The 19,895-nt window shown below is 45.6% G+C and carries 19 protein-coding genes; 11 read left to right on the top strand and 8 right to left on the bottom strand.

The genetic code is table 11. The features are described from left to right. The first annotated feature begins 14 nt into the window (after window positions 1–14). Genes motA through GWI56_RS12885 form a run of 4 tightly spaced genes read left to right on the top strand, consistent with a single transcriptional unit; the run spans window position 15 to window position 2,557 of the window. Window positions 15–872, top strand: coding sequence for a flagellar motor stator protein MotA (motA, locus tag GWI56_RS12900; RefSeq protein WP_113940807.1), 858 nt, complete (start codon window positions 15–17; stop codon window positions 870–872). After that, a complete protein-coding gene (locus GWI56_RS12895; RefSeq protein ID WP_168825863.1) occupies window positions 872–1,792 on the top strand; it encodes a flagellar motor protein MotB in 921 nt (306 codons plus the stop codon). Before motA ends, GWI56_RS12895 begins: the two co-directional genes overlap by 1 nt. A gap of 34 nt (window positions 1,793–1,826) precedes the next feature. Further along, window positions 1,827–2,261, top strand: coding sequence for a pilus assembly protein PilZ (locus tag GWI56_RS12890; protein ID WP_113940805.1), 435 nt, complete (start codon window positions 1,827–1,829; stop codon window positions 2,259–2,261). Window positions 2,262–2,269: 8 nt separating this feature from the next. Continuing rightward, window positions 2,270–2,557, top strand: coding sequence for a hypothetical protein (locus GWI56_RS12885; protein ID WP_113940804.1), 288 nt, complete (start codon window positions 2,270–2,272; stop codon window positions 2,555–2,557). Window positions 2,558–2,621: 64 nt separating this feature from the next. Here the strand turns inward: GWI56_RS12885 and GWI56_RS12880 are convergent, their stop codons facing one another. The 4 genes from GWI56_RS12880 to prmA all read right to left on the bottom strand — a co-directional run bounded on the left by GWI56_RS12880 (window position 2,622) and on the right by prmA (window position 8,323). After that, window positions 2,622–5,636, bottom strand: a complete 3,015-nt coding sequence (locus tag GWI56_RS12880; RefSeq protein ID WP_198573109.1) for a UvrD-helicase domain-containing protein — start codon at window positions 5,634–5,636, stop codon at window positions 2,622–2,624. 340 nt (window positions 5,637–5,976) lie between these two features. Further along, the gene (fis, locus tag GWI56_RS12875) at window positions 5,977–6,282 is read right to left on the bottom strand and encodes a DNA-binding transcriptional regulator Fis (RefSeq protein ID WP_006083371.1); all 306 of its coding nucleotides are present in this window, start codon (window positions 6,280–6,282) and stop codon (window positions 5,977–5,979) included. 16 nt (window positions 6,283–6,298) lie between these two features. After that, window positions 6,299–7,267, bottom strand: a complete 969-nt coding sequence (gene dusB / locus GWI56_RS12870) for a tRNA dihydrouridine synthase DusB (protein ID WP_105250428.1) — start codon at window positions 7,265–7,267, stop codon at window positions 6,299–6,301. A gap of 174 nt (window positions 7,268–7,441) precedes the next feature. Then, on the bottom strand, window positions 7,442–8,323 hold the full coding sequence (gene prmA, locus GWI56_RS12865; protein ID WP_105250427.1) for a 50S ribosomal protein L11 methyltransferase: 882 nt from the start codon (window positions 8,321–8,323) through the stop codon (window positions 7,442–7,444). Between the two features lie 454 nt (window positions 8,324–8,777). Here prmA and GWI56_RS12860 point away from each other — a divergent pair, with 454 nt between their 5' ends. The 4 genes from GWI56_RS12860 to GWI56_RS12845 all read left to right on the top strand — a co-directional run bounded on the left by GWI56_RS12860 (window position 8,778) and on the right by GWI56_RS12845 (window position 13,174). Then, window positions 8,778–9,500, top strand: a complete 723-nt coding sequence (locus GWI56_RS12860) for a fumarate reductase cytochrome b subunit (protein ID WP_198573108.1) — start codon at window positions 8,778–8,780, stop codon at window positions 9,498–9,500. Between the two features lie 171 nt (window positions 9,501–9,671). Continuing rightward, on the top strand, window positions 9,672–10,343 hold the full coding sequence (locus tag GWI56_RS12855; RefSeq protein WP_198573107.1) for a fumarate reductase cytochrome b subunit: 672 nt from the start codon (window positions 9,672–9,674) through the stop codon (window positions 10,341–10,343). A gap of 93 nt (window positions 10,344–10,436) precedes the next feature. Beyond that, window positions 10,437–12,443, top strand: coding sequence for a fumarate reductase flavoprotein subunit (locus GWI56_RS12850; protein ID WP_198573106.1), 2,007 nt, complete (start codon window positions 10,437–10,439; stop codon window positions 12,441–12,443). Next, on the top strand, window positions 12,443–13,174 hold the full coding sequence (locus GWI56_RS12845; protein ID WP_113940800.1) for a fumarate reductase iron-sulfur subunit: 732 nt from the start codon (window positions 12,443–12,445) through the stop codon (window positions 13,172–13,174). Before GWI56_RS12850 ends, GWI56_RS12845 begins: the two co-directional genes overlap by 1 nt. A gap of 50 nt (window positions 13,175–13,224) precedes the next feature. Here the strand turns inward: GWI56_RS12845 and GWI56_RS12840 are convergent, their stop codons facing one another. Further along, window positions 13,225–13,509: a putative quinol monooxygenase gene (locus GWI56_RS12840; RefSeq protein ID WP_198573105.1), complete on the bottom strand. Its 285-nt coding sequence runs from the start codon at window positions 13,507–13,509 to the stop codon at window positions 13,225–13,227. Beyond that, window positions 13,506–14,528 (bottom strand): zinc-binding alcohol dehydrogenase family protein, encoded by a 1,023-nt coding sequence (locus GWI56_RS12835; protein ID WP_198573104.1) that lies wholly within the window; start codon window positions 14,526–14,528, stop codon window positions 13,506–13,508. The genes GWI56_RS12840 and GWI56_RS12835 overlap by 4 nt, the downstream gene beginning before the upstream one ends. A gap of 134 nt (window positions 14,529–14,662) precedes the next feature. Here GWI56_RS12835 and GWI56_RS12830 point away from each other — a divergent pair, with 134 nt between their 5' ends. Next, complete coding sequence (locus GWI56_RS12830; RefSeq protein WP_198573103.1) at window positions 14,663–15,589, top strand: LysR family transcriptional regulator; 927 nt, start codon at window positions 14,663–14,665, stop codon at window positions 15,587–15,589. A 51-nt stretch (window positions 15,590–15,640) separates the two neighbouring features. On the opposite strand, the gene rho is transcribed toward GWI56_RS12830, so the two are convergent. Then, window positions 15,641–16,906, bottom strand: a complete 1,266-nt coding sequence (gene rho / locus GWI56_RS12825; protein ID WP_011787892.1) for a transcription termination factor Rho — start codon at window positions 16,904–16,906, stop codon at window positions 15,641–15,643. Between the two features lie 209 nt (window positions 16,907–17,115). Beyond that, window positions 17,116–17,442, bottom strand: a complete 327-nt coding sequence (trxA, locus tag GWI56_RS12820) for a thioredoxin TrxA (RefSeq protein WP_105250415.1) — start codon at window positions 17,440–17,442, stop codon at window positions 17,116–17,118. 152 nt (window positions 17,443–17,594) lie between these two features. On the opposite strand from trxA, the gene rhlB reads away from it, so the two are divergent. After that, entirely contained in the window at window positions 17,595–18,911 is a 1,317-nt protein-coding gene (rhlB, locus tag GWI56_RS12815) for an ATP-dependent RNA helicase RhlB (protein WP_063884693.1), read from the top strand. Then, window positions 18,912–19,838: an exopolyphosphatase gene (locus GWI56_RS12810; RefSeq protein ID WP_198573102.1), complete on the top strand. Its 927-nt coding sequence runs from the start codon at window positions 18,912–18,914 to the stop codon at window positions 19,836–19,838. The last annotated feature ends 57 nt before the right edge of the window (window positions 19,839–19,895 follow it).

Here is a 19,895-nt window from a genome sequence, read left to right as displayed (position 1 = left end):
GTGAGAAGATCGTAATGAGTAAACTAGTTGGGCTGTTAATCATTTTAGCTTCTGTGTTTGGTGGATATGTTTGGGCGGGTGGAGCTTTGTCTGCATTATGGCAGCCTGCTGAAATTTTAATCATTATGGGGGCCGGAGTTGGAGCGCTCATTATTGCTAACCCACAATCAGTATTAAAAGAAATGCTTGAGCAGTTAAAAGAATTATTTAATAAGGGCAAGGAAGATCCTGAATTATATCCGCAGCTATTTCCTTTGATGGGCACTTTAATGGCTCAGATCCAATCTCAAGGCTTAAAAGTGCTCGATGAGCATTTAGAAAATCCTCATCAAAGCTCTATTTTCCTAATGTACCCAGCCGTGCTTAATCACCCGAATGTTTTACAGTTCTTAATTGATAACTTACGAGTGCAATCTATTGGGAAAATATCTCCCCATGACTTAGAGCATATCCTAGAAGAAGAAATTCATCGTATAGAAGAGGACAGATTACGGCCATCGGAAGCTTTTAGTAAAGTGGGTGAGGCTATGCCTGGCTTTGGTATTCTAGCTGCTGTACTCGGTATTATCATTACTATGTCTAATATTGATGGCCCAATTACTATGATTGGTGTCAAAGTTGCCGCGGCATTAGTCGGTACATTTATTGGTATTTTCGCGTGTTATTGTTTCTTCGACCCAATGTCAAAGGCATTAGAACATCTGGTTGATCGTAAATCGGCACAGCTTCGGTGCATAGCCGCTATTTTAGTGACCTTTTCAAAAGGTAAACCACCAATGATGGCTATTGATGCGGGACGGAAACAAATACAAAGTGAAAATCGTCCTTCATTTATCGAGTTAGAACGTTGGATGGAAGGGCAGAGAAGCTAATGCTCCATAAAAATGAGCCGATTATTATCAAGCGGCGAAAGCGAGGAAAGCGTAATCATGGTCATGGTGGTGCGTGGAAAGTCGCTTTTGCTGATTTCACGCTTGCTATGATGGCGCTCTTTATGGTGCTGTGGATCATGCAAATCGCTGATCAAAAAGAGCGAACCATGATAGTGCAGTATTTACGTGGAGATATGAATCCCACTGGTCCAATGAATCCATTTGAGCTAAGTCAGTCATCTTCGATTATTGATTTAGAAGGCAATATGTCTATTGCTCCTCCAATAATACCTTCCAATTCTATGCCTAGAGGTTCAGAGTCTGAAGGATTAGAGGAAGGTGCGCTCATCCCCGGGCAATTTGACACACAGGCGCAATTAACTGTGCTCGCCAGAGAATTGAATCGAGTCGTGCAAAGCTCGAGCATGGCTGAAAATATTGCAGTGACAATTGTGCCTCAAGGCATACGCATCTTAATTCACGATAATGTGAATCAATTTATGTTTACGCGGGGCAGTGCACAGATGCAGCCCTATTTTGAAGAATTACTTTTATCTTTAGGGCCGATTTTAAAAAATGTCACCAACAGCATGGTCATTTCGGGTCATACGGATTCAACACCTTATGCGGGCAATTTATTTACCAATTGGGAATTATCGAGTGAAAGAGCACTATTAGCACGTAGAGTTTTAGAGCGTGGCGGGGTTAAACGTGACCAAGTTATCCAAGTTACTGGGATGGCAGATCAGGTTCCTTACATTACTTCGGATACTGCGGCGGCGGCTAATCGTCGGATTGAGGCGCTTATTTTAACCTCCTCTGCTGAACAGTTATTAAGAGGCATGATTGGCGCTCCGATCGATACAGTCCCAAGTGGCGTTACAATCAACGAAATTAAGCGCCAAGCAAACACTCGCTAGTGTTAATACCTGCTCTCATTTGTTAGGGATGACTATGAATCTGTATGAAGAGTTTGTACATTCTGAGGATGAAGTTGAAGCGACTCCTGAGTATCAGATTATTGAATTTGATAATCGTCGAACTCATCAAAGATTTAGCCTGAGAAGAAATAAAAGAGCGCCACTCGCATTTGCATGCGATGGCCTGACAGTAAATTTATCAACAACTCGCTGGTTTGTTATTACGCCGATTGGAACTGCAAATATAAAAGATATTAGCATTGGCGGTGTTGGGATTTTGTGCAATGAACCACTGCCAGTAGGGAGGAGATTCTATATTGAACTTGAGCAAACACGAGTCTTATGTGAGGTAACTCGAGAACACACGATTAAAGGTCGATTGAAGTTCTTAGGCGCTCGCTGGATTTATCGTGATAAAGCTGAAGTCCAGAACTTGATTGATGCAATTAGACTACGGGCGAAAATATAGGATATGCAATGGCTGCATCTTTTCATCGAAACGGCTCGGATAAATTACAGAAGGTCTTTCTGTATCTTATTCTGCTGAATTGGCTATTGCTTATTATTGTTGCACTCAATATGAATACATTACGCTTTAGTCATGGTGTGATGATTTCAATTATGATTTTTATCTATAATTATTTTCTGGCTCATTTATGTTTTATTCGTGCTGCCAGAGCGCAAGATGCTTATCTCATTTACCCAGTGGTTATTGGCGCACTCAGCTCCTTTTTCCTCGTTGTTTATTTCTTCTTTTTACTTTAAATCCCCTGCCTATAAAAATGAGTTGCGACTCATTGTTATAGGCTTTTGTTGAGCATTCTTGCATCTAGCTCACATGCTTTGTGGGCCGCTCGCATGGGAGCGACAACTTGGCCTTGTTTAGAATATTCATGCAGCTGGGTAGGTTTTGCCCGCGGTAATTGCGGCAAGCCCAAAAGGGGCCAAATCGCCCATCCTTTAACAGCATATCGCCACCACAGAGGCTACAAAGTGGCGCTATATGACCACAGTTCTCATTCAAACATACCTTAAAGCCAGCAAAGCGTGTGCGGGTCATTGGGCTAGCACAGAGCTCACAACCTTCTTCCTTGTGATCGCAAAGGGGAAAATGTGAGCAGGAATAAAACGATTTAAATTTTCCCGTTCTAGGCTTAAGCGTTCCCGTGCTACAACGCACGCATTTTATGTCTTCAAATAACCTTTGTACTAAAGAGGTGCTGAACTCATCTTGTTCAATTGCGTAGCCTTTTGTAAGCAGTTCGGTGACGAATGGGCTCACGTCTGTCATATCGGCAATCACAAAGGCGCGGTGTTTTGCCCGCGTTAACGCGACATAAAACAGTCGACGTTCTTCTGCAAATTCAAACGCTTCTGTTTTTGGTAAAAATGCATCTAGTATCGGAGGAGTGACTTTCATTGAAGGGAAGCCATGCATTCCCGTCTTCATCCCCATGATCACCACATAATCGGCTTCTTTCCCTTTCGAAGCATGAAAAGATTGGCACTCGATTTTCAAGTTAGGGTACTTAGCCTCGAGTTGGTTTACTTGGGTTTTATCGGGTAGCTGAAACCAAAAACGTGCCAGTAAATAGACGCTTGCCACGCTGTTAAGTTTGTCACTTCTAGCGCTTATCCTTGCACTAATGGCCATTAATGATTGTTCCAGTGCATTTGGGCTTGGTTCATTTAGGTTTGACTGCTCGTTTTCTCCGCGGCGTAATATTGAGACTGCAGGGTAGGCGACCTGCATGAGGGAGCGAATGTCCTTCCTCAATTGCGTGGGATTCTGGGTGACAAACTGAGTGGCAACTTGCCCAATACTACTGTTAAACCTAAAAGTCAGATCCAAGTAGCTTTGGGCTGTTGGGCCAAAATATTGGCTAAATTGCGTGGTTAAACTTACATCTGCACCGCTAAAACGATAAATTGCCTGCCAGTCATCCCCGACACAAAATAAAGACGCCAACGCTTTAGAATGGGGCGCACAGGAATCCCTCAAGGCACGTACTAAGCGGGCACGTGGTTCTGAAATATCTTGGAACTCATCCACCATAATGAAACGCCACGGGCTAATAAATTGCCCGCGTTGCAGATACGTCAGCGCTTTGCCAATCATGTCCTCAAAATCAATGTCGCCATTTATTGCTAAATGTTGCTCATAGCGCGTGATTATGGGCTCAAGCAGTTCGAATGCCTTGCGGGTCTGCCGAGCATCGGCGGCGCGAGCAAATACCCCCTCAAGTCCATGTTCATCAAGGCAAGCCGCTTTATACAGCCCTATCAGCTGACTAAACATTTTTGCCAATTCGGTCACGCGGCCAAGTTCATGTAGGGTTGCTAGTATGGCTTCATCGGGTAAGGGCGCATATTGTACTTTAAAGACCTGTAAAGCTTGCTCAAGCTTACTGATTAACAAACCTTTTTTATGTTGGTAATAAAATAGCTCAACACACTTAGTGCCATGCTGTTGATGTAGCTGGCGTTTCCATACCATCGATTCCAAGTATTTCTGGTTATCGATATAAGGAGCGGTATGCTGGTGTTCATCAATACCATAGTATTCAAGATAAATTTGGTATTCGGGTAGATAGAAATCGGGTTGATACTGACGAAAATCAATACTGCGCACATCATGCTCGTACTTAGCTTCATAGACATATTCGATGCCATTGCTAAATAGCCAGTTGGCAATGTAGAGCTCACCAAAGCTTTTGACTCGCTCACCTTTAAGACTGCGAATATCGTTATCATTCAAGTATTGAAAATACTCGCCTTCCATATCGAACTCGAACGGGCTTTTTTCAACATAATAGAAACGGCTGAAATATTCGAAAAGTTGTTTACGGTAAGCCTCATCTTCAATCAAAGTCTCAAGGGTATTGTGCACCCACAGCTCTTTGGCTTTGTCATCCTCCGCTAAAGGGGACAAACTCGGTTTTGCTCGCTCAACGTCGGCGATAATTTTTGAGCCTAAACTGTGGAAGGTGCTCGCCTTGATATCATCCGTACCGAGCCTGTTTTTAATCCGCTCATCCATCTCGTCAGCCGCTTTACGGCCATAGGCTAATAGCAATATTTCATCGGCTTTTGCTTGACCACTCTTAAGCAAATATCCTGCTCGACCAACCATCACACTGGTCTTTCCCGTGCCTGCGCCTGCTAATAACAAGTTATTGTTATCATCGATAATACAAGCTCGGCGCTGTTTTTCGGTTAAGGGATTAGATTCTACATGCTCAAAATAGTCAGCAAATTTAATGAGCTGCGACTGAATATAATCTTCACGCAGTTGCTTTATATCGGCGCGAGTCCAGCGGTGGATTTGCTTAAGTCTCGCTAACACTGTGTGTAAATGTGCAGACAATGGCAGGTTTTCACACCAAGGGAACCAACGCTGATATTCGCGCGCGACTCTGGCTTGTATCATTTCTAAACGTGATTCACGTAAATAAGTGTGTGTCAGTGTCTTATCCACTTTCGCCATTAACTCAGCAACGCGCGGCCCATTGGCATTTGCCCAATACTGTGCGATTTGATAGCTAAATTGATGTTGTGCAAAATAGCTGAGAAACGGCAGTTGATAGGCTTTGCCTAATACCGTGAAACCGAGTAGATAACCTAGTGGACTTAAGGTAAAAAATGGTGGGGAATCGAGCTGTTGCCAGGTAAAACATTCGTCAGCTTCTACTTTGTTAGCGCTGCGAGAGTGAGCAAAAAAGCCGCCTTTAGTGCGATTAATGCTAATACCACTCGTGGTGAGTTTTACCGCATCAGCTTTGCCAATAAAGAAACGGCCAAACCAACTGTGTTTGATATCTTGTTCAGAGTGATTCAATGACAATGTAAAACCTACGGCTAAAAAGTTTTAGAATTAACAGACTGATTTTTAAATTCATTATAACTTAAAACCCGATGGCTCGTGTCAAGGTTGTGCTATGGGCTGTATGGATTATTTATTGATTTTGGTCGCTAGAGCAGCTAAGTGCATTGTATTGGTGAATGATGTCTTAGTTGGTGTGAGAGGCGTGGCAAACCAAGCATGATGGTGACTGTGTAACTATGTGCATAAGAAGGGCGCGCATTAGAAAGGTTTACATTAGAAAATGGTGTATCAGAAAGCAAAAAAGCCCGAATCTCTTCAGGCCTTTTCTTTTTCAATACAACAGCTTAATCCTTGCGGATTAATTCATGCCGTATTTTTTCAATTTTTTACGCAGAGTACCACGGTTGATACCTAGCATGTTTGCTGCGCGGGTTTGGTTGCCACGAGTGTGTTGCATGATGATGTCAAGCAGAGGCGCTTCAACTTCGCTTAGCACCATTTCATAAACTTCTTGTGCTTCCTGACCGTCCAACTGTGCGAAGAAGTTAGTTACGGCACGCTTGACGGCGTCACGTAATAACTGGGGCTTGATAGTGCCGTTTGCGGTTTCGATTTTGCCAACGGTAAGCTGGTGAACTTCTGTGTTAGTTGTCTGATCAAACATTCTATTCTGCTCTTTATTAATTCTGTACTAATTCATCAAAATAACATTCCACGAGGGAATACTGTTCTGCAGCGGTTTCCAGCCGATTAAAGTCAGCCCTAAATTGGCGCTGAGCTTCTTGGTCTAGGTACCATCCCATATGTTTTCTGGCGAAGCGGATACCCTTGTATTCACCATATAAGTCATACAGTTTGGTGAGGTGTTCCAGCATCACTTGACGCTGTTCGGCAACCTCAATGGGCGCTAGCTTATTACCCGTTTCCAAGTAGTGCTGGATTTCTCTGAAAATCCAAGGCCGTCCTTGAGCACCCCGTCCTATCATCAAGGCATCGGCACCGGTGTATTCCAGCACAAAGCGGGCTTTCTCCGGACTGTCGATGTCCCCATTGGCGACAACAGGAATCGAGACATTCTGTTTGATTGCTTTGATCGTGTCGTACTCGGCGTTGCCTCTGTACATACATTGTCTCGTGCGGCCGTGAACGGCGAGCGAGGCTATGCCACAATCCTCTGCAATCTGGGCGATTTGAACACCATTCTTGTGCTCTGGCTCCCAGCCGGTGCGAATCTTTAACGTGACAGGCACGTTCACTGCGGCGACCACGGCTTGTAAAATCTCTTTTACCAGCGGTGGATTTTGCATTAGCGCCGAGCCTGCCAGCTTTTTATTCACTTTTTTCGCCGGGCAACCCATGTTGATATCAATGATGTGAGCACCTTGTTCGACATTGAACAAGGCGGCTTGCGCCATTAAATCAGGATCAGCCCCTGCAATTTGCACTGAGCGGATGCCTTCCTCGCCAGAATGCGTCATGCGCTGGCGGCTTTTATCTGTATCCCAAACCTCGGGATTGGATGAAAGCATCTCGGAAACCGCTAAGGCTGCGCCATAACGAAGACAAAGATTGCGGAAGGCTTGATCGGTGACACCTGCCATTGGTGCCACGATCAGCTGATTGTTCAGTTGATAGGGTCCAATCTGCATTTTATGTTTCACCTTAGCTCTTCAAAGGGGCGCTATAGTAGCCCTTTTTGTTGGCCGTGAAAAGGTCAATAAATGACCTAGAGGTAATTTTTTTTCTTGACTTTTAATTGACGAGAAGTCAGAGGCTAAATTGTTGGAAGCCAGCGGTGGCGCATGTTGCGCCACCCTTTAGCGCTATTTACGCTTACCTGTCAAGCGGCTCCAATCTTCTTTGTGAGCCGCTGCGTCCATATCGAACCATTGGCTATAAAAGTCAGAGATTTCTTGGGCTTGTTCTTTGAGGAGGCCGGAAAGGGCAAGTTTGCCACCGGTTTTTACGCGTTCTGCGATTAAAGGCGCTAATTCACGCAGTGGACCGGCAAGAATATTGGCGACCAGTACGTCGGCTTTGAGATCGGCGGGTTGGTCTTCTGGCAAGTACAAGGCTAGCTTGTCGGCGACATCATTGCGCTCGGCGTTGGCACGCGAGGCGTCGATGGCTTGATAGTCGATATCGATACCTGTGACTTTTTTCGCGCCCAGTTTCAGTGCGGCTACGGCTAAGATACCTGAACCACAGCCAAAATCGATCACTTCTTCATCGCTTAAATCTAAGCTGTCTAGCCACTCTAAACACAGTGCTGTCGTGGGATGAGTGCCAGTACCGAAGGCAAGACCCGGATCTAAGATCACATTGACTGCGGTTGGATCAGGGATTTCGCGCCAGCTTGGGCAGATCCATAAACGCGTGCCAAATTGGATGGGGTGGAAGTTATCCATCCATTCGCGTACCCAGTCTTTATCTTCAATTTGTTCGACTTTATGGCTGAAGTTCTCACCGAGGAAAGGCAAGGTTTTCAGCATGGCGATGGTCGGTGTCAGATCGGTTTCTGCATCGAATAAGGCCACTACCACGGTATCGCGCCACAGTGGGGTTTCGCCTAATTTAGGTTCAAAAATAGGGGTATCTTTACCGTCTTCGAAGGTGATAGAGACTGAACCTTCTTCCATGAGCAAGTCGCTGATGGTTTCAGCGTCATCGCTATTGGTGTTTATACGGAGTTGGATCCAAGGCATGGGAGCATCCTGTGACTGAGTGTTCATAAACTAAGGGTTCAAAATATCGCGGTATTGTATACCCAAACTATCCCAAAATGCAGGATGTAGGGGGAATTTAAAGCGCTTTAGGTAAGGTCGTTTGGTTATCACTAGGCTTTAGGTTCGACGACTGGCTATCCTGGTATTACGCTTTTGTCTATACAGACAAGGGGTTAGCTGGCGGGTATGGATTGGTGTTAAAAAACGAATTGTCAGTTTCATTATTTGATATAACACTATGAAAAGTATTGGTTAATTGGTTTTACCTTTGTTTGGTTTTGATACGTTTTTTGTGATCATCTTCTAAGAGTTTAACTCCGTCAGGTGAGTTGGCTCACGCTTTAAATCTGTGACACTCAAGCCTGATTTGAGTTGCTGCTATGGTGTAGTTTGCCAAGAGGTGCCAACGATAAACGACATAGGTTAATTCAAGATGACAAGCATAACTCGAGTTCACAATAGGGTGAGTACACCGCTAGGTCATCCTTGGTCGGCTAAGGCTGATAGGCTGCAGAGTGCGACAGGGATTATGCTTGGCAGCTTTTTACTATTACACATGCATTTTGAATCGAGTATTTTGCTGGGTAAAGAGGCTTTTTATCGGGTCGTTCAGTTGCTTGAAGGTGGAATGTTTAGCTGCACAGGACATGGCTTTCCTATAGTCACTAAAGTGTTTTCAGTGTTTATGCTATTGGTGGTGATAGTACATGCCGCGGTGGCGCTACGGCGTTTTCCGGCGCAGCTAGGGCAATGGCGAGCCCTGCGTTCGCACATGGGGAATATCAAGCATAAGGATACCCATGCGTGGTTTTGGCAACTGATCACTGGCTTTATCTTATTTTTCCTCGTTCCTGTTCACCTCTTCACTATGATTTTGAATCCTGAAATTGGCCCGCATTTATCGGCTGAGCGGGTTTATCACGATAACGCTTGGTTGCTGTATGCGTTGTTACTTCCCGCTGTAGTGGTACACGCCATGATTGGTCTCTATCGCGTAGCGGTAAAGTGGGGCTTAACCACTCAGCGCTCAGGCCTGCGAAAACTTGCTAAGGTGCTGATTATTTATTTGCTATGTCTTGGTACTGCGAGCCTTGTTTCATATCTATTTATCGGTAGCGAACTCGGTATTCCTGTGCAGCCCTTCGTACCTGAGTAGGCTTTAAGCCAGCAGCAGGATTTTGTTTCACTGCTATTATTAAGCATTAGGTTAATTATTCAGCACTCAATTGATCTGGCTCACGTTTTCGTGTGGATGTGTGAGCGATATTAGTTTGCGATAAGACTTAATGAGATTGGCTCGATAAGGTCAACGGCGTGAGGCGATAGGATGGCGATCAAATTAAATATTAAAAAATGGAGTGCTTGGCTGGATTTAAGCCAGAGTTTGTCAGGGGTAATACTCGCAGTCTTTTTGTGGACCCACTTAGTGTTAGTGTCATCGATTTTATTGGGTGCGGATGCCATGAGTTGGGTGGCTCGCACTATGGAGCTGAGTTTTCTGTCGGCTGATGGACACGGTTATCCTTGGGTTGTGACTTGTATTGCCATTGGTATTGCCATTTTGGCGTTAGTGCACGTGTTAGTGGCATTGCAAAAATTACCAATGAGTCTGCGTCAGCAAAGGGCTCTGCACCAACAAATGCAAGTGATCGACCACAGCGATACTCGCTTGTGGCGCTTGCAAGCCATTACCGGTGTAGTGATTTTACTGCTGTTGCCTGTGCATTTGTGGCTTATTGGCTCGTCTCCCGAAACCATTGGCCCTCAGGGAAGCGCCGATCGTATTTGGAATCAAGGTGTCTGGATGGTGTATCTGCCTTTACTGCTCACTGTGGAGTTACATGCAGCAATTGGCATTTACCGTGTGGCTTTGAAATGGGGCGCGGCGCGGGATCTCAACAACCGCAGTCGATTACGTAAGATCAAGACCATAGTGAGTGTGCTATTTGTCACTGTTGGTGTCGCCTCACTTCTGGCATTTTTACCCTACGCGAGTTAATTCCGCTTTTAATCAATGATTAAGTTAATCAGTGAATAGAATGTCGAACATAAAAAAACAGCACAAAACAATAGACCCCATTAAGGAGCAGGCGTGAAACTGATTTATACCGATTCATTGGTGGTAGGAGCTGGGCTCGCGGGCTTAAGGGTCGCTATCGCTTCGAAAGAGCGTGGGCTTGACACTTTAGTTCTGTCACTCATTCCTGCAAAACGTTCCCACTCTGCTGCCGCTCAAGGGGGGATGCAGGCGAGTTTAGGCAATGCCGTTAAGGGAATGGGCGATGATGAGGATGTGCATTTTCAAGATACGGTAAAAGGTTCTGACTGGGGCTGCGATCAAGATGTTGCACGAATGTTTGCCCATTGTGCACCTAAGGCAGTACGTGAGCTGGCCAATTGGGGCGTGCCTTGGTCTCGGGTGACTGCTGGCCCAAGAGAAGTAATAGTCAATGCGCAAAAAGTCACGCTACATGAGGCGCAGGAAGCTCATGGATTGATTAATGCGCGGGACTTTGGCGGGACTAAAAAATGGCGCACTTGTTATACCGCCGACGGTACGGGTCATTCGCTGTTATACGCTATGGATAACAAAGCGATTTCCATGGATATTCCCGTCCATGAACGTATCGAAGCCTTGGCACTTATTCACGATGGTAAGCGTTGCCATGGCGTGATTGCTCGTTGTTTGATTACGGGTGAACTTAGAGCCTATGTGGCTAAGTCCACTACGATAGCCACTGGTGGTTATGGCCGAATTTATGAAGTGTCGACCAATGCGATTATCTGCGAAGGTATTGGCCAAGCGTTGGCATTGGAAACGGGCGTGGCAAGGCTTGGCAATATGGAGGCGGTACAATTCCATCCCACTGCCATTGTTCCCGTGGGCATTTTAACAACGGAAGGGTGTCGTGGTGATGGCGGCTTATTGCGCGATAAAGACGGTTACCGCTTTATGCCTGACTATGAGCCCGATAAAAAGGAGTTGGCATCGCGGGATGTCGTATCGCGTCGCATGACCGAACATATACGTAAAGGTAAGGGCGTCGATAGCCCTTATGGCCCGCATTTGTGGCTAGATATTACCCTTTTAGGTCGCAAGCATATTGAAACGAATCTTAGGGAAGTACAGGAAATTTGTGAGAATTTCCTTGGCATCGATCCCGCTAAAGATTGGATCCCTGTACGCCCAACTCAGCATTATTCTATGGGTGGTATTCGGACTAATGCCACAGGTGAAAGTCCGCAGCTTAAAGGCTTATTTAGCGTAGGTGAGGCGGCTTGTTGGGACATGCACGGCTTTAACCGTTTAGGCGGTAATTCGTTGGCCGAAACCGTGGTTGGCGGCATGATTATTGGTAAATATGTCGCCGATTTTTGTGAGAACAATAGCCTTGAGATCGACACTCAGCTTGCTGAACGGTTTATGCAGCAGGTGCAGAGTGAAATCGATGTGCTGGTCGAGGGTGATGGTCACGAGAGCGCCTTTGAGCTCAAGCGCGAAATGCAGCGCATCATGATGGATTATGTGGGGATTTTCCGTAATGGCCCCGAGCTTGAAAAAGCGGTTGCCGAGCTAAAAGTGTTGCTCGAGCGTTCGCGTAAACTCGGACTTAAGTGTAAAAAGCGTCACGCCAATCCTGAGTTAGTTGAAGCCCTGCGGGTCAAGCGTATGCTAAAAGTGGCGCTAACCGTAGCCTGCGGCGCAGCGGCGCGAACAGAGAGTCGTGGTGCCCATGCTCGCGAGGATTATCCGCAGCGAAATGATCGAGACTGGCTGAATCGCACCTTGGCCAGCTGGCCGGATCCCGATGCACTCGAACCTGTGCTTAACTACGAAGCACTCGATGTGATGAAGATGGAACTCCCGCCGGGTTATCGTGGTTATGGCATCAACAACGCCATAGTGCATCCTGATACCGAAAAGCGTGAACAGCAAATTGCCGAGATTTTAGCTGAGCTAGGTGATGATGCTGACCGTTATCAAAGGCAGCGGGCTCTTATGCCCTTTGAATTACCAGAGAGCTTACAACCTAATAACGAACGTTTAAGTGATACTTTAAAAAGTCCATCTGCCAATGCGTTAGGAGAAAAATCATAATGAGCCAAGGTCGTCAGTTAACCTTTAATATCTTTCGTTATGATCCGCAGGAGCCAAACGATAAGCCGAAAATGGTGCGTTATCAGCTCACCGAAACGCCGGGGATGACGGTATTTATCGCCCTTAATAAACTCAGGGAAGAACAAGACACTTCATTGCAGTTCGACTTTGTCTGTCGTGCTGGTATCTGTGGTAGCTGCGCTATGGTGATCAACGGTTTCCCGACGCTAGCTTGCCGCACCTTAACGGCCAAATATCCTAAGGGCGAAATCACCTTAATGCCGCTGCCAGGTTTTGAGTTGATTGGTGATCTCTCGGTTAACACTGGTAAGTTTATGCGGGAACTGGCCGAACGCTTAAAGCTGTGGTTACACCCTAAGGCCAATGATATAAGCGTGCATCGGCTTGAAGATCCTATGGATCCAGATGAAGCTGCGCGTTTGTATGAGCTAGAGCGCTGCGTTGAATGTGGCGTGTGTGTTTCTGCCTGTGCGACTAAACAAATGCGTGAAACTTTTGTCGGCGCTGTGGGTATGATGAAAATAGCTCGTTTTGAGATGGACAGCCGTGACGCTCGTACTGCCGAGGATTTTTACCATGTGATTGGCAATCAGGATGGTGTGTTTGGCTGCATGACTTTACTCGGCTGCCAAGATAACTGCCCTAAGGATTTGCCACACATGCAGCAAATTGCGTATTTACGCCGTAAGATGGCCATGACTTTGATTTGATAAGTGATAAATGATGAAAAGCGCCAACGTGTTTGGCGCTTTTTTGTTGATTAGCAGGCGTAGCTTTTGTGAATGTTAGCTCGATTGATTATGTCTGCGGTTTGAGCGACGAATGCTTGAAAGTGCGTACTCGCCATATGTTCATCCAGTGCGGCTTGGGATTGCCAAATTTCGTACATCCAGAAGATATTTTCATCATCTAATGAGTGATGTAGTTTGTATTCGATGCAGCCAGCCTCGGTATGAGTGTCTGTCACGAGTTGCTTGAGTATCTTAAATAGCGTATCGCTTTGGCCTTGATTCGCTATGATTTGGGCAAATACTGTTATTTTCATTGGTTAAAACCTTCTAAAACAATTTTACCGATCGCTTTGCCAGACTCTATCTGAGCGTGAGCTTTGATTAAGTTTTGGGCATTAATGGTGCCGTAGTGCTCACCGAACGTACTCTGTAACTCGCCTGTATCGATAAGGGCGCTTAAGCGGTTGAGTAAGTGATGTTGCGCAATCATATCCTCGGTCTGATATAGGCTGCGGGTAAACATCAGTTCCCAGTGTAAGGATAAGCTTTTACGCTTAAGTTTCATCACATCTAATGGCCCCTTAGGATCATCGATTAATGCTAGTTTTCCTTGTGGCTTAAGCACTTGTACTATTTCATCAAAATGCTGATCGGTTTGGGTTAAGCTAATCACATGGGTCACATTAGTAATGCCAATATTGGCAAGTTCCTGTGAAAGTGGCTTGGTGTGGTCGATAACAGCATCGGCACCAAGCTTATGCACCCAAGCGGCGGATTCTGGACGAGATGCAGTGCCTATCACTTCTGCACCTGTGAGTTTTACTGCAAGTTGAGTGATGATTGAACCCACACCGCCGGCCGCACCGATAATTAAAATACGGGCGTCAGTTGCCGAACCATCTTGGGGTAAAGCTAAACGGTCGAATAAAATCTCCCATGCCGTAATCCCCGTTAAAGGTAATGCCGCGGCTTGGGTATAGGTTAAACTTTTAGGTTTATGGCCGACAATTCGCTCATCAACCAATTGATATTCTGCATAACTTCCGCTGCGACTGATATCGCCCGCATACCACACTTCATCGCCAACGTTGAAAAGACTGACTTTCTCACCAACGGCTTTGACGACACCGACCGCATCCCAGCCAATAATTTTGTATTCGCCTGCAGGTGCAGAGCTAGATGCACGGATTTTTGTATCAACCGGATTGACAGAAATGGCTTTGATTTCCACTAAAAGGTCAAAACCTGTCGCAGTTGGCTCGGCTAGCGTGATGTTTTCTAATGCATTGGGCGCTGTGATTGCACCTGCTGTCTGGTAACCAATGGCTTTCATGTTTATTCCTCTGGGTGTACTTGCTGGAGTCGACTTATTTGAGTGTACTTGTATCGTGTAGCCATTGTGTGGAATATTAGCCAAGAGATAAACAGGATAAAGTTTGTAATTTTTTCAAAGGATTTTTGATAATCATGCTAATTAATGATTTAGCTTTGTTCGTGCGAGTCGCTGATTGCGGCAATATATCCGCCGCAGCAGCCGAGATGGATATCTCGGCTGCTTCTGCCAGCGCTGCAATAAAACGGCTTGAGAAACAGCTTGATACTAGTTTATTTATCCGCACGACACGCAGCTTACGTTTGACTGTGCAAGGTGAACGTTATCTTATTCATTGCCGACGTGCGCTAAGCGATTTAGCGCTTGGCGAACAGGCTATCGCCAGTGATAAAGGTAAAATATCTGGCACCTTAAGCCTTTCGGTTTCTTCAGACTTTGGCCGTAATCTGTTTGTGCCTTGGCTCGATGAGTTTTTGCTCGATTTTCCTCAACTGCAAGTGCGCTTGCACCTTGGCGACAATATCAGCAGTTTTTACCACGATAAAATTGATGTCGCCGTGCGCTATGGAAAACCGCAGGATTCTAACCAAGTGGCTTTTCCTATCTGCAGTGTTGATCGTGTCTTGTGCGCCTCACCTGAATATCTCGCCAAGTTTGGTGTGCTTGATTCGTTAGAACAATTAGTTGAGCATAATTGCTTGTTTTATAAGTTAGATGATCGCACCCACGATCAATGGCTATTTAGGCGTGATGGTCAAGAATTCAAAGTGCGTGTCACGGGAAATCGTAGTGCTAATGATGCCGAGATTGCCCGCCGTTGGGCTGTGGCTGGCAAAGGGTTGGTATTTAAGTCGAGTCTAGATCTGGCCGATGACTTAATCTCAGGGCGATTAGTACGTTTGTTGCCTGAGTATAAGGGGGAACCCGTCGATTTATACTTAGTGTGCCCAGGGCGCGAACATGTCACGCCTGTCGTGCTCTTACTGCGGGAAATGCTCCGGCAGCGAACACAGGCTTTGAGTAAAAACTTGAGTAAAATATTAGCAGTGAAAAAATCTTAGATAACAAAAAAGCCGCATAATGCGGCTTTTAGTTTAGAGACTCACTGAGATTTAAGACTTAGTGCGTTTCATGGCGGTAAAGAACTCTTCGTTAGTCTTGGTCATCGCCAATTTATCGATTAAGAATTCCATTGCGCTGACTTCATCCATAGGATTGAGGATCTTACGCAGGATCCACATTTTTTGCAGTTCTTCTTGAGTCGTGAGTTTTTCTTCACGACGGGTACCGCTGCGGTTGAAGTCAATGGCTGGGAACACACGCTTTTCTGCCGCTTTACGTGACAAATGTAGCTCTTGGTTACCTGTACCTTTAAATTCTTCGTAGATCACTTCGTCCATCTTAGAACCCGTATCAACCAAGGCTGTGGCGATAATGGTCAAGCTGCCGCCGTGTTCGATGTTACGTGCCGCACCGAAGAAGCGTTTTGGACGGTGCAGGGCGTTGGCATCTACACCACCAGTTAACACTTTGCCCGATGACGGGATAACAGTGTTATAAGCACGGGCTAAACGAGTAATCGAATCGAGTAAGATAACGACGTCTTTCTTGTGCTCAACCAAACGTTTTGCTTTTTCAATCACCATTTCGGCAACTTGAACGTGGCGGCTGGCTGGCTCATCGAAGGTTGATGCGATAACTTCGCCTTTAACGAGGCGCTGCATCTCTGTTACTTCTTCTGGGCGTTCGTCGATCAGCAGAACCATCAACACCACTTCTGGGTTGTTGTAGCTGATGCTTTGAGCAATACCTTGGAGTAATAGCGTTTTACCGGCCTTTGGTGGTGCAACGATCAAACCACGTTGACCTTTACCAATCGGTGAGCATAAATCTAGAATACGCGCGGTAATATCTTCAGTTGAGCCGTTGCCGCGCTCCATACGCATACGTTCTTCTGCGTGGAGTGGGGTTAAGTTTTCAAAGAGGATTTTATTACGGGAGTTTTCTGGTTTATCGAAGTTAACTTCGTTGACTTTCAATAGAGCAAAATAACGCTCGCCTTCTTTTGGTGGGCGAATTTTACCAAAAATGGTATCACCCGTTCGCATGTTGAAGCGGCGAATTTGGCTTGGTGAGACATAGATGTCATCTGGACCAGCTAAATAAGAACCGTCTGAGCTGCGTAAGAAGCCGAAACCGTCTTGGAGTATTTCTAATACCCCACCACCGAAAATGTCTTCTCCACTTTTTGCGTGGGCTTTAAGGATTGAGAAAATAATGTCCTGCTTGCGAGCGCGGGCCATATTTTCGAGCTTCATATTTTCAGCTAGCGAGACTAGGTCAGAAATCGGCGTGTCTTTTAATTCAGTTAAGTTCATTTTGGGGGTCTTGTGTTACGCGACAAAGCTTACCGCGATCAATCAGTAAGGATGTAATTCAGGATAGTGATTGACGAGCGAGAAGAGGTTATTAGAAAGAATCTGGTTATTAAAGTAGCACTAACAAAGCGGGGCGTCCAGAAATTTAGGGAAATTCCGGCACAATTAATTTATAGCTTGTGCCGGAGGTCACTCATTACGACGTCAAATTAGATTTGAGCGTCGATAAACTCTTTCAATTGCGTTTTTGAGAGTGCGCCAACTTTAGTCGCGGCTAATTCGCCGTTCTTGAATAGCAGTAAAGTTGGGATGCCACGAACGCCATATTTCGCTGGAGAAACATTGTTTTGGTCAACGTTTAATTTAGCGATAGTCAAGCGACCTGCATATTCTTCAGACACATCGTCTAAAATTGGAGCGATCATTTTACAAGGACCACACCACTCGGCCCAGAAGTCTACCAATACTGGCAAATCAGACTTTAATACGTCGTTTTCGAAGCTGTCGTCACTCAGGTATATAATTTTATCGCTCATGATGTTCTCCAGTTTGGGTGCCATTGCTGGTTTGTTAATGGCTTACCATGTATATTGGGGCTGAAAAATAGCTTTTCAAGTTACCTTTTTACAATGTGGCTATTTCAAACGATCGAGTATCTTATTGCAACCTCAACAGGTAAGCTTGCGCTATGAGCGAAACACATCTATCTACCCAAAGGTTTGCCGACCTACCTCTACATCCTGAGGTTAAACAGGCCCTTGCCGAGAACGGCTTCGAATTTTGTACGCCGATCCAGGCGTTATCACTGCCTGTATTACTCCAATCAAAAGATATCGCAGGCCAAGCACAAACGGGCACTGGTAAGACAATGGCCTTTTTGGTCGCCACGTTTAATCATTTATTATCGACTCCCATACCTGAAGGTCGACTGATTAATCAGCCCCGCGCCATCATTATGGCCCCGACTCGCGAACTGGCGATTCAGATTGCCAAAGATGCGATTTTACTCGCCAAGCACACACACTTAAAGGTGGGTATTGTTTATGGCGGTGAAAGTTACGATGTGCAGCGTAAAGTATTAGATCAAGGTGTTGATATCTTGATTGGTACAACGGGTCGAATTATCGACTACGTTCGCCAAGGTATTATTGGCTTGAATTCAATTCAGGCTGTGGTACTTGATGAAGCCGATCGTATGTTTGATCTTGGTTTTATTAAAGATATTCGCTTCTTATTTAGACGTATGCCTGAGGCAAATCAACGTCTTAATATGTTATTTTCGGCAACCTTGTCCATGAAAGTACAAGAGCTGGCTTATGATCATATGAATGAGCCCGTTAAAGTCGAAATCGCCCCCGAAGAAAAAACCTCCAAAAACATCAAAGAAGAAATCTTCTATCCTTCCCAAGAAGAGAAGATGCGTTTGCTGTTGACCTTGATTGAAGAAGATTGGCCAGAAAAAGCCATCGTTTTCTCCAACACTAAGCACAGCTGTGAAACGCTTTGGTCTTGGCTTGAAGGTGATGGACATCGTGTGGGTTTATTAACGGGTGATGTGCCACAGAAAAAGCGTATTCGTATCCTTGAGCAATTTACCAGTGGCCAGCTAGATATATTGGTTGCTACTGATGTTGCGGCTCGTGGTTTACATATTTCTGACGTTTCACACGTGTATAACTATGATTTACCTGATGATTGCGAAGACTATGTTCACCGAATCGGTCGTACGGGTCGTGCGGGTAACAAAGGCATGTCGATAAGCTTTGCCTGTGAAGAGTACGCATTGAACTTGCCTGCAATCGAAAGCTACATCAACCATTCGATTCCAGTAAGTAACTACGATAGTGAAGCTTTACTGGCCGATATTCCTACGCCAGCGAAGATCCACCGTAAACACCCTAGCGGCACTCGAAACTTGCGTGATCGTTCAGGGGCAAGCCGCCCTGGTGCGCAACGCAGTGGTGCTCGCCCTCCTCGTCATGATAGGACACGTAGACATTCGTAAATGCCAACACCCGCTTATGCCGCTATAACATTAGGCTCAAATAGTTTTAATATGCTGATCGCCAAAACGCGTGGTGGTCAGCCGCATATTATTGCGAAATATAAACGCAAGGTGAGGCTCGCCGAAGGCATAGGCAACGATGGCAAATTAAGCCCCGATGTCATGCAGCGCGGCCTCGACTGTTTGAGTATGTTTGCCCAGATGTTGGTGCAACATAAGATTGAAGCAAACCATGTTGCTGTGATTGCAACTGCAACTCTTCGCAGTATTAGCAATGCTGATGAGTTTAATCAGCGTGCATTGCGACTCTTAGGTCATCCGATCGAAATTATCTCTGGAATGCGTGAAGCAGAGCTTATCTATCAAGGTATGGTGGCGACCACTTGTGGTCAAGGCCGTCGCTTGGTTATTGATATCGGTGGGGCGAGTACAGAGTTTATCATTGGCGATGGGCATCAAGTGCTGTTCAAAATCAGTTTACCCTTTGGTAGCGTGACTTATAATCGCCAATTTTTCAGCAGTTTGCCGCTGCAGCAGTTAGATTTCGATGATGCTAAGCAGCAAGTGCTAATCGCATTAGCAGAGCATAGACAAACCCTACGTGATCTTGGTTGGCATTGTGTCGTTGGTGCCTCCGGGGCTGTACAGTCCGTGGTAGAAGTGTTACTACACCGAGGGTTATCTGAAACTATCACACTCGATGTGCTTACTCAGTTGAAGGCTGAGATCCTCGCTCAAGAAGATATTAGCTTAATGGGGATTGTTGGGCTTTGCAGTGAGCGAGCACCGACTTTTGCTGCGGGTGTCGCTATTCTATTGGCTTTGTTTGAGTTGCTGGGGATCGAGCATTTAGCCTTATCTGGCGGCGCATTACGTGAAGGTGTTTTAGTGATGTTAGCTCAGCGGATTATTGACGAAGTCGGCTAATATTTTATTAAAACATGATAAAAACTAAAGGCCGCGATGCGGCCTTTATTGTTTGTA

This window comes from Shewanella sp. DW31, assembly GCF_015767295.1.
Lineage (GTDB): Bacteria > Pseudomonadota > Gammaproteobacteria > Enterobacterales > Shewanellaceae > Shewanella > Shewanella oncorhynchi.
This window is presented reverse-complemented; position numbering and strand designations above follow the sequence as displayed.

Excerpts from the sequence above, each read along its gene's own strand:
- GWI56_RS12885 (WP_113940804.1), top strand. The coding sequence starts at position 2,270 with ATGGCTGCATCTTTTCATCGAAACGGCTCGGATAAATTACAGAAGGTC.
- prmA (WP_105250427.1), bottom strand. The coding sequence starts at position 8,323 with ATGCCTTGGATCCAACTCCGTATAAACACCAATAGCGATGACGCTGAA.
- trxA (WP_105250415.1), bottom strand. The coding sequence starts at position 17,442 with ATGAGCGATAAAATTATATACCTGAGTGACGACAGCTTCGAAAACGAC.
- GWI56_RS12860 (WP_198573108.1), top strand. The coding sequence starts at position 8,778 with ATGACAAGCATAACTCGAGTTCACAATAGGGTGAGTACACCGCTAGGT.
- dusB (WP_105250428.1), bottom strand. The coding sequence starts at position 7,267 with ATGCAGATTGGACCCTATCAACTGAACAATCAGCTGATCGTGGCACCA.
- GWI56_RS12890 (WP_113940805.1), top strand. The coding sequence starts at position 1,827 with ATGAATCTGTATGAAGAGTTTGTACATTCTGAGGATGAAGTTGAAGCG.
- rhlB (WP_063884693.1), top strand. The coding sequence starts at position 17,595 with ATGAGCGAAACACATCTATCTACCCAAAGGTTTGCCGACCTACCTCTA.
- motA (WP_113940807.1), top strand. The coding sequence starts at position 15 with ATGAGTAAACTAGTTGGGCTGTTAATCATTTTAGCTTCTGTGTTTGGT.
- GWI56_RS12855 (WP_198573107.1), top strand. The coding sequence starts at position 9,672 with ATGGCGATCAAATTAAATATTAAAAAATGGAGTGCTTGGCTGGATTTA.
- GWI56_RS12895 (WP_168825863.1), top strand. The coding sequence starts at position 872 with ATGCTCCATAAAAATGAGCCGATTATTATCAAGCGGCGAAAGCGAGGA.
- GWI56_RS12845 (WP_113940800.1), top strand. The coding sequence starts at position 12,443 with ATGAGCCAAGGTCGTCAGTTAACCTTTAATATCTTTCGTTATGATCCG.
- GWI56_RS12835 (WP_198573104.1), bottom strand. The coding sequence starts at position 14,528 with ATGAAAGCCATTGGTTACCAGACAGCAGGTGCAATCACAGCGCCCAAT.
- GWI56_RS12830 (WP_198573103.1), top strand. The coding sequence starts at position 14,663 with ATGCTAATTAATGATTTAGCTTTGTTCGTGCGAGTCGCTGATTGCGGC.
- GWI56_RS12810 (WP_198573102.1), top strand. The coding sequence starts at position 18,912 with ATGCCAACACCCGCTTATGCCGCTATAACATTAGGCTCAAATAGTTTT.
- rho (WP_011787892.1), bottom strand. The coding sequence starts at position 16,906 with ATGAACTTAACTGAATTAAAAGACACGCCGATTTCTGACCTAGTCTCG.
- fis (WP_006083371.1), bottom strand. The coding sequence starts at position 6,282 with ATGTTTGATCAGACAACTAACACAGAAGTTCACCAGCTTACCGTTGGC.
- GWI56_RS12840 (WP_198573105.1), bottom strand. The coding sequence starts at position 13,509 with ATGAAAATAACAGTATTTGCCCAAATCATAGCGAATCAAGGCCAAAGC.